11 protein-coding genes are annotated in these 15,621 nt (G+C 56.4%); 7 read left to right on the top strand and 4 right to left on the bottom strand.

Translation table 11 applies throughout. The features are described from left to right. Positions 1-486: 486 nt before the first annotated feature. Positions 487-2,907, top strand: coding sequence for a TonB-dependent receptor (locus BQ5379_RS03000; protein ID WP_071134066.1), 2,421 nt, complete (start codon positions 487-489; stop codon positions 2,905-2,907). Between the two features lie 217 nt (positions 2,908-3,124). Here BQ5379_RS03000 and BQ5379_RS02995 read toward each other — a convergent pair whose 3' ends face one another. Next, on the bottom strand, positions 3,125-6,187 hold the full coding sequence (locus BQ5379_RS02995; protein ID WP_071134065.1) for a glycoside hydrolase family 2: 3,063 nt from the start codon (positions 6,185-6,187) through the stop codon (positions 3,125-3,127). Between the two features lie 294 nt (positions 6,188-6,481). Between BQ5379_RS02995 and BQ5379_RS02990 the strand changes: the two genes are divergently transcribed. Next, positions 6,482-7,360 (top strand): family 16 glycosylhydrolase, encoded by an 879-nt coding sequence (locus BQ5379_RS02990; protein ID WP_083377547.1) that lies wholly within the window; start codon positions 6,482-6,484, stop codon positions 7,358-7,360. Positions 7,361-7,582: 222 nt separating this feature from the next. Here the strand turns inward: BQ5379_RS02990 and BQ5379_RS02985 are convergent, their stop codons facing one another. The 3 genes from BQ5379_RS02985 to BQ5379_RS02975 form a co-directional block, all read right to left on the bottom strand. Continuing rightward, positions 7,583-8,422 carry an SDR family oxidoreductase gene (locus BQ5379_RS02985; RefSeq protein WP_071134063.1) on the bottom strand — a complete coding sequence of 280 codons (840 nt, stop codon included), beginning with the start codon at positions 8,420-8,422 and terminating at the stop codon, positions 7,583-7,585. Between the two features lie 287 nt (positions 8,423-8,709). Beyond that, positions 8,710-11,055, bottom strand: a complete 2,346-nt coding sequence (locus tag BQ5379_RS02980) for a family 20 glycosylhydrolase (RefSeq protein WP_071134062.1) — start codon at positions 11,053-11,055, stop codon at positions 8,710-8,712. Positions 11,056-11,157: 102 nt separating this feature from the next. Continuing rightward, complete coding sequence (locus tag BQ5379_RS02975; RefSeq protein WP_071134061.1) at positions 11,158-11,841, bottom strand: SGNH/GDSL hydrolase family protein; 684 nt, start codon at positions 11,839-11,841, stop codon at positions 11,158-11,160. A gap of 512 nt (positions 11,842-12,353) precedes the next feature. On the opposite strand from BQ5379_RS02975, the gene BQ5379_RS02970 reads away from it, so the two are divergent. The 5 genes from BQ5379_RS02970 (at position 12,354) to BQ5379_RS02950 (ending at position 15,595) form a co-directional block, all read left to right on the top strand. After that, the gene (locus BQ5379_RS02970; protein WP_071134060.1) at positions 12,354-12,665 is read left to right on the top strand and encodes an ArsR/SmtB family transcription factor; all 312 of its coding nucleotides are present in this window, start codon (positions 12,354-12,356) and stop codon (positions 12,663-12,665) included. An 86-nt stretch (positions 12,666-12,751) separates the two neighbouring features. Continuing rightward, positions 12,752-13,273: a nitrophenyl compound nitroreductase subunit ArsF family protein gene (locus tag BQ5379_RS02965; RefSeq protein WP_235846026.1), complete on the top strand. Its 522-nt coding sequence runs from the start codon at positions 12,752-12,754 to the stop codon at positions 13,271-13,273. A 4-nt stretch (positions 13,274-13,277) separates the two neighbouring features. Beyond that, entirely contained in the window at positions 13,278-13,985 is a 708-nt protein-coding gene (locus tag BQ5379_RS02960) for an aromatic aminobenezylarsenical efflux permease ArsG family transporter (protein ID WP_071134059.1), read from the top strand. Positions 13,986-14,020: 35 nt separating this feature from the next. After that, positions 14,021-14,254, top strand: coding sequence for a thioredoxin family protein (locus BQ5379_RS02955; RefSeq protein WP_071134058.1), 234 nt, complete (start codon positions 14,021-14,023; stop codon positions 14,252-14,254). A gap of 372 nt (positions 14,255-14,626) precedes the next feature. Then, complete coding sequence (locus BQ5379_RS02950; protein WP_071134057.1) at positions 14,627-15,595, top strand: permease; 969 nt, start codon at positions 14,627-14,629, stop codon at positions 15,593-15,595. The last annotated feature ends 26 nt before the right edge of the window (positions 15,596-15,621 follow it).

Genomic DNA, 15,621 nt, shown 5'->3' with positions numbered 1-15,621 from the left:
CCTTTCTGCGCAATTTCTCGTGCAATCGTCTAAAAATCAGCCGTTACAATACTCTTTTCCGGTTGGGGTATCGGGAGTGGGCTTACTGTAGTTTGCGGGTGATTCTAACGGTATTGTACATCAGCAAGTTATGTATTAATTTTTATTTTTACAAGAGCACGACGAGAATCCGATACCCGAATCTTTGCTGGCGGGCTTCGAAATGCCGGGATGAACCGTTAATTTTGTCGTCGTTTGGAGAAGCGAGGGCCAAAACGGCGATGGTGAAGTGGATGAAAGGGATGAAAAACGGATTTTTTATCTATTTTTTGTATCTTTCTGATCATTTCTGTAATCACGTTGTCGGAGTCTTTGGGGCGTTTGTAAAAGAATATCCGAAGATGATGCGTCGGGTGGTTGTGCAAAACCCGAAAGAACGGTACGAAAATCTGCGATGTGGATCGTTGTAACGGCTTTTGTCAGTTGACTAAATTAGATGTTTTGCCTATGCGAAAATTTATCCAACTCTTTCTATTATTGTTGATGCCTGTGGGCCTGTATGCCCAGGGTGGAGATCAACCGCGGGGATCGGTGCGCGGTACGGTGACTGATGCCGCTACGCATGAAGGGGTTCCCTTTGCGCAGGTCATTGTCCACGGAACCTCGATCGGTGCGATTGCCGACTCGGCCGGCCATTTCCGGATCGAGCGGGTGCCGGCTGGCTATCGCAGTCTGCAGGTGGCCAGTGTAGGGTATCGCGAACAGATCACCCCTTCGTTCCTGGTGACGGTCGCCCAGGAGAGCCGGGTGAATGTCGTGCTGGAGTCGGTGGCCACGCAAACCGGAGAAGTGAAGGTAAGCGGCCGTATGCGGCGTCATGCCGAAAACCAACCCCTCGGCAACCGGTCGCTCAGCCTTCAGCAGATCGAAAAAAGTCCCGGAGGTACGCGCGACATCTCGAAGGTGCTTCAGAATCTGCCCGGAGTGGTTGCCACGCCTATCCAGCGCAACGACCTGATCGTGCGCGGCGGCGGACCCAACGAAAACAAATTCTATCTCGACCGCATCGAGATTCCGATTATCAATCACTTCACTACACAGGGAGCTACCGGCGGAAATGCCAGCATTGTCAACAGTGACTTTCTCAGCGCAGCCCGTCTCTACACGTCGACCTTCCCGGTGAGCCTCAGCTCGGGCCTCAGTTCGATCCTCGATCTGCGCATGACCGAAGGCAATGCCGACAAGTTCCACTTTCGGGCCACGGTCGGCGCTTCGGATCTGGCGCTGACTGTTGATTCGCCGGTTGGCAAGAAGGGCAACATTATCGCCTCGGTTCGTCAAAGTTACCTTCAGGTGCTTTTCAGCCTGCTCGAACTGCCTTTCCTGCCCACTTACAACGATGCCCAGATCAAATATTCCCACCATTTCGACAGTCGTAACCACCTCTACATTATCGGGCTCGGATCGTGGGATCGTAACCGGTTGAATTTCTCGATGAAGGATCTGGAGCCCGATCGTCAGCAGATTCTCGACTATCTGCCCGAAAACGATCAGTGGAGCTACGTGCTCGGAGCGGTCTACACCCGCTATACGGATAACGGTTCGTTGAATCTCGTGGCCAGTACCAACCACTTGAATAACAGTCTCCAAAAGTGGCAAAACAACGACGAAGCGCAGGGCAAAAACATCGACTACCGCTCCAACGAGGACGAGATCAAGTTGCGTGCCGATTACGATACCTACCTGGGGCGTGGCTTTTCGCTCAGCACCGGGGGCGGTGTGCAGCGTGCAGCTTACGACAACCACACGTTCCGCCGGCTCTCTTTCAATGGTCAGGAGGTGGACGATATTTATTCGACCGATCTGTCGCTGGTGCGTTACGCGGCCTTTGCCTCGGTCGACAAGTCGATTGCCGAAGGCAAACTGCATGTCAACCTGGGACTGAGGCTCGACGGAAACAGCTATTCCGACCGTATGGCCAATCCGTTGCAGCAACTCTCGCCGCGGTTGGGGATCAGCTACCGGCCTGTCCGGAAGTGGGTGATTTCGGCCAGCGCGGGCCGTTATTTCCAGGAGCCGGCCTATACTTCGATGGGGTACCGGGGAGAGAACGATCAACTGGTCAACCGTGATCGTTTGCGCTACATCCAGAGCGACCAGGTGACGGTCGGCGTGGCCTATGAACCCAATGCCCGTTCGCGTGTGTCGCTGGAGGGGTTCTACAAATACTATCGTGACCATCCGATGTCGCTGGTGGACAGCACGGCTATCGGATCGAAAGGCTCCGAGGTCTTTCCCGTGGGGGCCGAGGCTGCTGTTTCGGATGGTCTGGCGCGTGCCTACGGGCTCGAGTTGGAGTACCGCAATGACGACTTGTGGGGCTTTATGCTCACGGCTGCCTATACTTACTATTATTCTGATTTTCGTCGGTGGGAGAGTGGGACACCGGCTCCGCGGGGAGCGTGGACTCCGTCGAACTGGGATTATCGTCATCTGGTGTCGCTCGTGTTGATGCGGAGCCTGCCACGTGGATGGGATGTAGGAGTGCGGTGGCGTTTTGCGGGAGCAGCACCCTATACCCCCTATGATGTAGAGCTGTCGTCGAGCGTCGCTTCGTGGGACGCTACGCACCAACCGGTGCTGGACTATTCGCTGGTCAACAGCGAACGGTTGCCGGTGTTTCATCAACTCGACCTGCGGGTCGACAAGACCTGGTATTTCAGACGTTGGACACTGGGTATTTATCTGGACATTCAGAACTTGTATAATTACAAGGCTTACGGTCAGCCGGGACTGATGCCCGAACGCGATGCCACGGGGGCCTATGTGCTGGATCCGTCGCGACCGGGACACTACAAAATGGTGACCTATCCGAACGAAGTTGGCGGGACGATCATTCCGACGTTCGGTGTGATTGTCAAAATATAATGTCGCAGGTTATCGATTGGAGAAAATGAAGCGAGTATTTCCTTTCAACGAAGAAGAATATGGCGTACGAAAAATAAAGCGAACTCCCGGGCTGTAAAAAATGTACCTGCGGGAGTTCGCTGTCAAAACGGTATCGGTGGAGGGAAAGGGTGAAATTGAAAAGAATGATATGAGAGGGCCGGATGGAGACTTAGTAGGTCTCCATCCGGCTCAGTTTTTAGTGTTTCGCCTCCTGTGTTGTGGCGTTTGTTGGGACGCTGGGAACCGGTCCCGGTTGTTCATCGTCGTTCTCCAAACCGTAGTGAGCCAACATGTTGAAGAAAAGCAGATCGGAGAAAACCGTCGCTTCATCCACCCAATAGGAACTGTTCAGCAGGATCCGTCCCCGTCCGTAGCTGATTTCGCCATAGGTGACCAGTACGTTTTTGCTTTCGGGGAATAGCGGGTTTCGTTCGAATTGGTTGGCTACATATACGCCGTATAGACGCAATGGATGGCGGCTCGAGAAGGGATAGAATCCACGTGGCTCACCTTCTGCCTCCCACGACCGGGTACTGATGGTGTGTGCCGTGGCAAAGGCCCGTTGGCCGGCGAAACATTCGATGTATGAACTGCCGTTGCCGTTCCAGTGTCCCGTTTGGGTACCGCCCCATACCTCGATGCGTTGGTTCAGCAGTCCGAGCCGATAGAGTTGTTCGCCCATCAGCGAATCCGTTTGCAGAATCAGATCGGCACCGTTCCGTACTTCACGTAAAATTGGCTCCAGAGTGCTTCGGTCTGCTGATTTCCCGACCAGGAATAGAGTTCGGGCGCGATCGTTTCGTTGGGTGGAGTTGTTGAGCGTTTGGCTTGTAGCGATCCCTGTGTCGGTCAGAGCCTGGGTGGCGGCCGGCCAGTCAATCACCGTTATACGGCATCCTTCGAACCGTTCGCCCTGCGAGGGACGGTTGCGCAGCAGCACCTGTTCTACGCCTTCGGCTACGGTCTTTCCATGCTGTTGCAGTTGGCCCGTGATGGTGATGTAGCCCGATCTCCAGCCTGCTGCCGTGGTGAAGGCGTAGCGGTCGGCCAGGGTTTGGGCAAAAACGGCTCCCGCTGCGACGTGTATCGTTTGCGGTTCGGTTTGGAGTTGGACGCGTCCGGCTCCGTCTTCGATCCGCAGTGACCATTCGTAATCACCCGCCGGAAGGATGCCTTCGTTCACCAGGCAGACCCGTACGGCTACAGTGTCGCCGACGTCGAAATACTTGCCGTTCTGACGCAGGATAGCCACCTGCAGCGGACGGTTCCAGTAGGCCATCTCTTCGGCTGGAGCATTGAGGTTCCGGTTTTGGTCGAGGATGGCTGAGGCCCATTCGTCCGGCATGTCCGGACCCGGTGACCAGCCGTTCTGGGCATATCCGTCGGTATGGTTGTTGGTCATGACCACCTGCCCCAGACGGCCGTTCGTGTAGTACTGGCCTTTCCCGGCCTGTCGCGTGATGTCGAAGACGCTGCGGATCGGACTGTCGTCTTCGAGGCCGAAGCGGCATCGGTCGAACAGGTCGTTCAGTTTCCGGCTCTGCGATTGGTAGATCGGGCGGTCGTAGCCTCCGCACGCGGCTCCCTGTTGGTCGAGCAGCGGGTAGTTGAACGTCCCGGCGTAGCAACGCATCTCGCCCCAGTAGAGAATGGTCGAGTCGGCCACGGAGTGGTGGTTGTGCTCGGAGGTCGGACACAGGTCGCTCTCCATCAGTTGAATCGTCGATTGAGCCGTGTGGTGGTCGGCATAGTCGGTGCGAATCCGGTCGCCGTACGGTGGAATGTGGTATTGACCGTTTTTGTAGATCTGTCCGTTGTTGCCTCCCGACGAGTTCAGAATCAGTCGGCTGTCGTCCATTCGGTGGATGATGCGCATACCCATTTCGCGGGCTGGCGTCCATTCCAGGTCTTCGTTGGCCAGCGAGTAGATCAGCAGCGAGGGGTGGTTCCGGTCGCGGAGCACCAGTCGGCGCAGGCGTTCGAACATCTGGCCGCGCATGAACCGGTCGTTGTCGATGTTGTAGAGTTGTCCACCGCTGTGGAACGAGCCCGGTTCTTCGTAGAGGTAGACACCCAGCGTGTCGGCATTTTCGAACAGCGGGGTATCGCCCATACGGCGGTGGAAGTTCAGACTGTTGTGGCCGACGGCACGGACTCCGCGTATGGACCGTTCGGCGGCGTCGGGGGTAGGGAAGAGTCCGTTAAAGGCATAAACGCCCCAGTCGATCGCGCTGCGCAGCCGCAGCCGCTGACCGTTCAGATAGAAGTCGTGTTTACCGTCGGTTTCGCGGATTTCGAAGACGCGGAATCCGAAGGATTGTGTGCGTGCGTCGCCCGAAGGGGCACCCAGTTCGATGCGGCAGTCATACATCGCCGGATTGCTGGCCGACCATACTTCAGCCTCGGGAACGGTGATTGTCCGACGCAGGGTGTTGCTCCCGGATTGGAGTACGCAGGCGTATTGGTGTTGGAAGAGGGTTTTACCGCTGCTGCGCTCGATGATGCTCACGCGATAGTCGGTCGGGATGTCGTCCGGACGGTCGTTTTCGACGGTGGTCTGAATCTCAATGCGGTTGCCGAGGGCGGGCAGCAGGTTCTTGACGAAGATGTCGGCAATGTAGGGGTTGGAAACGCCGGTCAGGCGGACGCGGCCGCCGATGCCGGAGTAGTCTTTGGTCGGCAGGACGCGCTGGTTACCCCATTTGACCTCCTTGAAGTCTTCCCAGCCGCGAGTCCCGCCCGGTGAGGTGACGCGGATGGCCAGGGTGTTGGTCGCACCGTACCGCAGGGCTGCGGTTACGTCGCACTGATAGGGCAGCATCCCGACGGCGTCGTAGCCAACCAGCCGGTTGTTGACGAAGACTTCGATGCGCTGGTTGAACTGTTCGATTTGCAGTAGCACTTTGCGGCCCTGCCAGTTGTCGGGCAGGTGAAATTCGCGCCAGAACCAGCTGACGCCGTGGTAGGTCCAGTCTCGGGCGGTCCCGAATTGCTGTTCGACGGTGGTGGGCACTGCGCAGGCCTTGCCTTTGCGGGTGTAGAGGCTGTCCCAGCCGCAGGTGGGGGCGTGGATGGGGAGTCGTTCGAGGTTCATTTCCTGGGGCAGGTAGAGGGTGTCTTCCTGCCATGGCGCGTTTTGGTCGAGCCACACTTTCCAATCCTTCGTGGAGCCGCTGAGGAGGGTTTCGAGCCGTTGGCCTCGCGCGGTGGGGGTGTGCAGAAGAGCGAACGCAACGATGAGCAGCAGAAAGATGGTCATTCGGTGGTGGAGCTGTGTCCTGTCGGGGCTGAAACGGAAGGCTGGCTTCGGGGCGGGCGAATGTGGATCGGATGTGTCGTTGCAGTTAGTGTGGGAGTGGGCAGGGCTGACCACATGTTGTGTGGCAGAACATTCCGACCGGGGAGGGGCGGGGTAGCGATGGTGGGGTTTCATGACGGATTTGGGTTTGGGTCCGGTAAAGTTAGGATTTTTTATGCTTAATGTACAGCAGCTTGGTAAGGTTCTCGGGAAAAAGAGGATATCTTTGTAGAAAACCCCATAGATGTATTTTGTATGAAAAAACAGTTTTTACTTGGACAGAAAGCCCGGATTGGGCTTCGTGTTGGTCTTGTGGCTTGGTTGGCGGGGACATTGGTCGCCTGCTCTTCGACGACGGAGTCGGCACGACCGATGCCGATGGCGCCGGCTGGCCCCGAAAGATGGGTCTATAACGAGGCAATCAGCGACGAATTCGACGGAACGTCGCTCGATACGACCAAATGGTTCGACCACAATCCCACCTGGACCGGTCGCCAACCGTCGCTCTTCCGTCCCGAAAACGTGCGTGTCGAGGATGGTATGTTGATCCTGACAGGGCGCCGCGAGGAGGTTAAGGATGCTCCGGAGGGGTACCATACCTTTACGTCGGCTGCCGTGCAGAGCACGCACAAGGTGTTGTACGGTTTCTTCGAGATTCGTTGCAGGCCGATGCGGTCGGCTCTTTCGAGTGCCTTTTGGCTCTATATCCAGGATTCGGTCAAACAGGAAGAGATCGATATTTTTGAAATTTGTGGCCGGCACGACACCGATTCGACCTATCCGCGAACCTATTTTGCCACGTCGCATTATATCCTCAAACCACAAGGGATACAGATCAGCGACCACGTGGCGCACATGAGCGACGTACCGTGGCCCGACCGGACCATCGTGGCGGGTTTCAAGTGGACGCGAGACGAACTGGTATGGTATGTCGACGGTCAGGAGATCCGGCGGCGGAAAAACGACTACTGGCATTCGCCCGAGACGATCAACTTCGACAGCGAGGCTTTTCCGACCTGGTGGGGTCTGCCGAGTGATCAGGATCAAGGCGGAGAGTTCGAAATCGAATATTTCCGTTATTGGACCGATCCGAAGAGCATGGATGAGCTGACGATTTTCAAAAATGATATGTAAATCGGGGCGATTGTTCGGTGGAACAAGACTTGGTAGCGAACACACTTCAAGGTGAGGGCCCTCGGGGTGGGGCTTATCTCAAATACCTGTACAGCCGTAGAATGCACTACATTCTGCGGCTGTACAGGTATATTGTGTATTTACAGGGGCGTTTGTCTTAGTTAGGCTATGCGGAGAGTGCCCGAAGTAGCAGTGTATAGGCGGGGAGAAGATGGAGGTTTATTATACGATGTTTCTCGGTTGAAGCGGTCCGTAAAAATACGAGGCTGTGGCTCCACCGTCGATCAGAAAATCCGATCCCGTAATGAATGCACCTTTTTCATTTAGCAGCAATTCTGCTACGTGTGCCACTTCGTCCGCTGTACCGGGGCGTCCAGCAGGACATTGGGCAAACATATTCTTATAGAATTCCCCCCTTGGACCGTTGAACTCATCGATTGCCAGTGGAGTGACAATGATACCCGGAGAGATAGAATTGAGTCGGGCATGGCGTGTGCCCCATTTGACAGCCTCAGCCATTACCCGCTTCACGTTGCATCGCTTGGCTATCTGATATGCATGCAAGGTGTCCCGAATATTCTTCGTTTGCAGCATATCCAGCGTAAGTAGTTTTTCTGTTGGAGTGGTGGCCAGTAACCTATCCTCTTCCGGCGTGAGGGCTGGCATACGGTAGCCCGATTGGCTGGAGATCGTTACGCCGCTTCCGCCGGCTGCAATAACCTTGCCGACTTCTTCCAGCAGGACAGCAGTACCGTACAGGTCGACCCTCAATATCGTTTCAATGGATGCCTGGCTCGGAGATACTCCTGCTGCATTCACCAAATATCGGATATCGCCGTACTGCTGAGCTTCGGATATGATTGAACGGATGGACTCTCGTGACGAAAGGTCTGCTTCCAATGCTACGGCGTCGAACCCAGTATGATTTAGCTGATCGGCAGCAATCTGTGCGTTGACTTTGCGTTGGTCTCCGATGATTATCTTCCGGCCGGAAGCGATTCGTCGTACGATGGCCAGTCCGATTTGTCCGGCTCCCATCCATATAATAGTCTCTTTTTTCATGTGTATGTATTTTGGGCAGAAAATACGGTTTTCTACAAATCGTATCGTTTTCTTTAGGCAGCGCGTTCGGCATATTGACATCACAAGTTGAGGTTTTCGTATCTTCTTTACCTCTTGGATTACAGGGAATCGTTTTTTACCTGTTAAAAAGGGTACCCCGCTATCCCATGAAGAGAGGTGCGGTGGTACCCCTTTTGTCGATCCGGAATGGATGAAGAATGCGGACTGATGCGATCTGTCGAAGCGTTCTGTCAACGGTTTTACCGATCGGTCGGTAGAAAGATGGTTTAGTCAAAACGCAGGCGGTCGCCCGTGATTTTGGTCCACTTCGACTCACCCGCCGGTCGGATCGATACCGAGCCGTCGTTGCGGTGCTGAGCACTCCAGCCGCCGATCGAGTTGGTGATCTCCTCGACCCTGAAGGGGTGCCACCCCTTGCGCAGTGCCAGCGAACGGCCGTATTTCGAGTTGATTTGAGGTTTACCGTCGTTGTCAACTACGATCCGGTCGCCGATCCATGCCCGGGTATTGTTGGTCGTGAACTCGTAGATACCGTCCTGCTCGATGTAGAGGTAGCCTTCGGCCACAGCCACGTAAAACTCGACATTGCGGTAGGGGTTGGTTCGCAGGCGGACGATGGGCTCAATGGCCGACAGGGTGCTGTCTTTCCACTCGCTGATGCCGTCGATCTCCTTGGCGTACAGACAGCGTTGCAGTGCAAAGCGGAGTTTCAGTCCCGGGTTGGCAGGTTCGGCGTCACGAGCGTCGCGGAAGCTCTGACGTTCGACTTCGACCGTGCGCACGGGGCTCATCCGTCCCGAGGGCAGCACGCTGCGGATTCGGATCGTGGCCGATTCGTCGAAATGGAGCGGCGAACGGTATTCGGGTGATTCGAGACCCGGTTCGCTGCCGTCCAGTGTGTAGACCATCTTCATGGGTCGGGAGGTGGTAAAGGCGACACTGGTCGTGTCGGTGAAGGCGATGTGGTTGCGCGAACCGCCGGGTTGTTCGGGCAGCGGAATGTGGTAGTTCAGACCGTGGAGGTCCATGCGCACGGCGGCGTTGTTGAGCCGGCGCGAGAAGTCGTCGAAATCCTTGCGGGCGGGGTCCGACCAGCCGGTCTCGGCAACGGCCAGAATACGCGGATAGACGCGGTATTCGACCAGTTCTTCGGTATACATGCATTCGGACCATGCGTTGGCCTGTACGCCGAGCACATAGTTGGCCTTACCCATTTTCACCAGTGTGTCGGGTACGGGGTCGTAACTGTATGTGGTGCGTATCGGGGCGTATCCTCCCCATGCGAAGGGTTCGACCTGCGGATCGCCCTGGTAGTGGTCCAGATACATGCCGCCACTGGTGGGGGTCATGATCACCGGGTGGTCCATCATGGCGGCGGCGATGCCGCCGCTCTCGCCGCGCCACGACATCACGGTGGCGTTGGGGGCCAGACCGCCTTCCAGAATCTCGTCCCAGCCGATCATCTTCTTGCCGTACTTGTGGAGAATCTGTTCGCAGCGGGAGATGGCGTAGCTCTGGAGTTTATGCTCGGCCGGGTGCTGGGCATCGCCGTACAGCCCTTCGGTGCGGATTCGCTGTTGGCAGTGGGGGCACTCTTTCCACACCTCTTTGGGACACTCGTCGCCGCCGATGTGGAAGTATTCGCTCGGGAAGAGCTGGCTCAATTCGGCAAACACGCCGTCCAGCAGTTCGAACATCGCCTCTTTGCCGGGGCAGAAAACGACGGGAAACGGTCCCCAGCGGTTCATGACGGGATACTGTTCGCCGGTGCAGGAGAGTTCGGGATAGGCGGCAATGGCGGCCAGACTGTGGCCCGGGACGTCGATCTCGGGGATGATGGTGATGAAACGCTCTGCGGCGTAGCTGACCAGGTCACGGATCTGGTCCTGCGTATAGTAGCCGCTGTATTCGTTGCCGTATTCGTCGATACGTCGGCCGCCTACTTCGGTGAGTTTGGGGTATTTCTTGATCTCGACGCGCCAGCCCTGGTAGTCGCTCAGGTGGAGGTGCAGGCGGTTGATCTTGAGCGTGGCGAGCATGTCGATGTGTTTTTTGAGCCCGTCGACACTGACGAAATGGCGGCTCACGTCGATCATCAGACCGCGATAGGGGAAGCGCGGCTGGTCCTGAATGTCGATGGCCGGAGCGCTCCATCGACAGTTGGGGAGGGTCTCGGGGCTTTCGATCTCGGCGGGGAGCAGCTGCATGAAGGTGGCCATGCCGTAGAAGAGGCCCTGAAGGGTGGGGGCGGTGAGGGTGGCGCTGTCAGGGGTCACTTGCAGGTGGTAGGCCTCGGGCGAGGTGCCGACCGTCGGGTCGATGGCCAGTCGGATGAGGTTGCCGGATAGTGCCTCTTCCGTAATTTCGAGGGGAAGACCGGTCGAGCGGCGCATCTTCTCGGCGTAGAAGTTGGCCACGGGTTGCAGCGAGTCGTGCGAGAGGGCGATCTGTGTGCCGCGGGTCAGTTCGAAGCGGCCGTTCTGCGGGGTGACTTGCTGCGGAACGGGAATCAGGTTGAGCCCCTGGTTATAGACGGCTTCCGACAACTCTTTCTGCCGGCATCCGGTCAGGGCGATAAGCAGGCTTAGGGCGAGGGTATAGCGATGTTTCATGGAGGGGGTGTTGGTAAACACGATGGCAGTGTGGAACCCCCGAAGGGAAAAGGGGTTCCTCCGGGGGTGTTTTCGTATTATCAATTTAATAGTAAGACGGATTTATTGTTCCAGCAGGGGACGGATGGTGTTGGCAACCTGCGTGGCGAGCATTTGGGTGCCCTGGCCGTTGGGGTGGATGCCGTCGCCGGTGTCGTAAAGGTCGGGCCGGTCGGCCAAAATGGCGTTCAGGTCGTTGATGATCACCCCTTTGCCTTCGAGAAAGCGGAGTACGCGGCGGTTACGTTCGGCTACCCGATCGTTGAAAGGTTCGAAACGGTCGAGCTGCGTGGCATTGCGTACGGGGGTGATGGTGGCCCAGACCAGTTTGGCGTCGGGGGCGTACTTGCGGATCAGTTTGTAGAGTTTGGCGAAGTCGCGGATGTATTCGTCTTCGGTGTAGTCGCGTCCGTGCAGCCCGTTGTTGAAGTGGATCACGCTGTAGCGGTTGTGCGAGAGGGCCATCTCGACTTCCTGCAGGTAGAGCGGGTCACCGAGCGATTTGGAGGTGGTCAGTCGCGAAAAATAGGCTTTGTCCTTGAGGGTCTGGGCCACGATCGGTGCATAGCGCTGGGTGATCGAGTTTCCGATAAAAAGTACGTGCGGACGGTCGTCCTGATTGACGTTTTCCATCCAGAAGTTGGCCCATTCGGTGTTTTCGCGGTGGATGTCTTTCTGCGCCGCGGCGGATTGGCTGCCGGCCAGTGCGGCAAGCAGCAACAGTGGGGTAAAGAGTTTGTTTAGCATATATTAATTTTATGGGGTTTCAGGGGGTACAGGTGTCGGGGCTGCCGCAAAGAGAGCATCGTTCCCGGTGCGGTTCTCCGATCGGTAAGTTAATTTGCGAATATAGTGAATTTCTCCAGAATCGTCGGGGCTTATTGTCTAAAAAGAGGATTGTGCTGTCGAAGAAGTGACGGGATGTGAGTTCGGTTGTCGGAAACGGTTTTCGCGGCCGAGGAGGGGGAGGTTGAAACGGTTCTAAGTGGGACCCGTGTTTGGAAATGGTGGTGACAGGAGGGCGGTGTAATGAAGGGGAAAATGGGTATCTGAATGTGCAGGTGCCCGAGGGCGTTGTTTCTGTGAAAGGATACTATTGGGTGGTTTTGAGACGCCTTGTGAGAAAGCGAATTGTTCGACCAGTGATAATTTTTCGGTGTGGGGGTTGCATTTTTGCAGATTGTTCGTAATTTTGCGAACAAGTAATCCCGGCATGATTGCCGGAACGAGCGTAACCCGAGCGTAACCACAGACACGTGATGACCGAACAGGAACAGATCGCCCGATGGGCCAAAGCGATGGGGCACCCGACCCGTATTGCCATTCTGGAGTTTTTGCTCCGGCAGCAGAGCTGTTTTTTCGGTGACATCCATGAAGTGCTGCCCATAGCCAAGGCCACCGTGTCGCAGCACCTCAAGGAACTCAAGGAGGCCGGCTTGATTCAGGGTGAAATCGAAGCCCCCAAAGTGAAATATTGTATCAATCGCGAAAACTGGGAGCGGGCACGTCAGCTTTTCGGGCGTTTCCTGGGACAGGCGCCCTGTCGTGGCGGAGAGTGTTGCTCGAAATAATCCGGATGGTGGCCTGGCAAATTTTTTTAGATATAATGTTCGTAGTTTGGCGAACTACATACAAATAACCGTTAAATCGAAAACAGATGAAAACAAGATGGGTGATGACTTTGGCGATGCTGGCTGTTGTACACATATCGTGCGGTCGATCGTCCGGTTCGCAGGACCGTGCATCGTGTACTTCGGAGAGCGTGTGCGGTGAGGCCGCAACGTTGGCCGAGGGTGGAAACGCTTCGGAACCTTCCGTGGCAAAGCCTTTTACCGGGTCGGCTGATAGTGTCGAGCTGCTTTACTTCTACGGCAAGCAGCGATGCGCTACGTGTCTGGCTATTGAAAAGGAGACCCGCACGGCGGTCGAGACGACTCTGGCCGATCGGCTGCGCGCGGGGACGGTGGTGCTTCGGATGATCGACATCAGCCGTGAGGAGAATGCTGCTTTGGTTGAAAAATATGGTGTGAGTTGGTCTTCGTTGCTGGTGGTGGCCCACCGTGGCGGAGAGGAGGCGACGCGCGACATGACTTCGTTTGCTTTCGGCAAGGCTCGCAAATCGCCCGAGGAGTTTCGCCGGGGAGTGGTCGAGGCTGTAAACCGCATGCTGGAGGAGTAGTCGTATGGAGTGGTTGCAGACTTGGCTGGACAACAGCTCGACGCCGATCGTGGCAGCCCTCCTGTTGGGGTTGCTGACCGCTCTTTCGCCCTGTCCGCTGGCTACGAATATTGCCGCTGTGGGCTTCATCGGTCGCGACATCGAGAGCCGGCGGCGGATCTTCCGAAACGGATTGCTTTATACGTTGGGGCGTGTCTTGGCCTATGCCGGGCTTGGTGCGGTGCTGATTCTGATCCTCCGCAGCGGGGCGAGCATGTTCGGTGTGCAACAGGCCGTGGCGCTTTGGGGCGAGCGGCTGATCGGACCGGCATTGGTGCTGATCGGCTTGTTCATGCTCTTCGGAGAGCGGCTCAAACTACCGAAGTTCGGCTTTGACGGCCATGCCGAGGGGATCGCTCGGCGTGGCGGATGGGGAGCCCTGCTGGTCGGGGTGCTCTTTGCTCTGGCTTTCTGTCCCACCAGTGGATTGTTTTACTTCGGAATGCTGATCCCGATGGCCGCCGGGGCCACGGCGGGTTATCTGCTGCCGGTGGTCTTTGCCGTGGCTACGGCGCTTCCGGTGTTGGTCGTGGCATGGGTGCTGGCGTTCAGCGTCCAGCGAATCGGAACGCTGTACGGACGGTTGGTTGGCCTGCAACGGTGGCTCAACCGACTGGCGGGCGTACTTTTTCTGTTGGTCGGCCTCTACTACTGTGTGGTGATCTACTTCTGAACTTAAATGTGTAATCTCATAAAACATTAAATCCTGTGGAAATCAAAGTTTTGGGTCCCGGGTGTTCCCGGTGCAAAGCGACCTATCGGGTCGTGGAAAAGGTGGTCCGCGAGTTGGGACTCGACGTGCAGTTGTCGAAAGTGGAAGATGTGGTCGAAATGATGCGGTATCCGATTCTGACAACGCCGGCGGTGGTGGTCGACGGTGAGGTGCGGATCAAAGGCCACGTGCCGTCTGAAGAGGAGGTGAAACAACTCCTGGGACATTGATTCTGGCTGGTGCCGGTCGAAATCGAAGGTGGTTGGAACTGGCGTGCGGAACAGGTGTTTTCGGATCGGTAAAGCATCTTTACGTCGCTCCATAGCGGCTTTATGTCAGGAGTGTGACTCCTGAATGTTATAGTTGCGTGGAGAGGAAAATCAGGGTACTTCTCCTGTAGTTGTACTTGTTTTTTTGCCCTCTATGGGTGAAGATTTTTGTGCCGGAAAGAGTGCAAATGAGCGTTCTCCCCGAGGACCGTGTATGTGTCGGGAGGGCGGTGCATCGGTTGGTCACATGGCAGCCGTTGCGGTGCGTTCCTCCCGTATCTCTTTTCTGTGGCTTGTTGCCACTTTCTTTTTCCTCAATAAAAACCTTTGACGATGATTCAAGATTTTGCCGATTGGCTGGTGTACGGGCTGTTCGGCCTCCGGGCGGACAGTGCTGTCGGGGCAGCCGTCAACTTCTTTTTCTACGACACGATCAAAATCCTGATCCTGCTTTTCCTGATTAGCGTGGTGATGGGGATCGTAAATGCATACTTCCCGATCGAACGGCTTAGGGCCTACCTGCTCTCTCACCGGATGTACGGGTTGCAGTACCTGTTGGCCTCTCTGTTCGGCGCCGTTACCCCGTTTTGCTCCTGTTCGTCGATCCCGCTCTTTATCGGTTTTGTCAAGGGCGGTATTCCGTTGGGGGTGACCTTTTCGTTCCTGATTACCTCGCCGTTGGTCAACGAGGTGGCGGTAGCCATGTTTTTAGGGTCATTCGGTGTGCGGGCAACGCTGGTCTATGTGTTGAGCGGAATCCTGTTGGGGGTCGTGGGAGGAATCGTATTGGGGCGGATGCGGCTCGAACGCTATCTCAGCGATTGGGTTCGTCAACTCCAGTGCGATGCCTCGGCACAGTCGGAGGAGTGGCAGCGCGACCACACAACCTTTGCCGCCCGGCTGCCCGAAGTGGTGCGCGGTGCCTGGCGGATCGTCCGCGGGGTGTTGCCCTACGTGTTGCTGGGTATCGGTGTGGGGGCTTTCATGCATGGGTTTGTACCCGAAGGCTTCTTTGAACGATACCTGGCGCGTGACAACGGATGGGCGGTGCCTTTGTCGGTGTTGCTGGCGGTGCCGATGTATGCCAATGCGGCCGGTATCGTGCCGGTGGTCGAGGTGTTCGTGGCCAAGGGAATTCCGCTGGGAACGGCCATTGCCTTTATGATGGCGGTGGTGGGGTTGTCGCTGCCCGAAGCGACGCTGCTCAAAAAGGTGATGACCTGGCGGTTGATCGGGATATTTTTCGGTACGGTGGCCGGTTTCATTATCCTGTCGGGATACCTCTTCAACTGGCTCCTGTAACCCCACGAAAGAGGGAATGGAAAACA

It is taken from the genome of Millionella massiliensis, assembly GCF_900104655.1.
In the GTDB taxonomy this organism is placed as follows: Bacteria; Bacteroidota; Bacteroidia; order Bacteroidales; family Rikenellaceae; genus Rikenella; species Rikenella massiliensis.
This window is presented reverse-complemented; position numbering and strand designations above follow the sequence as displayed.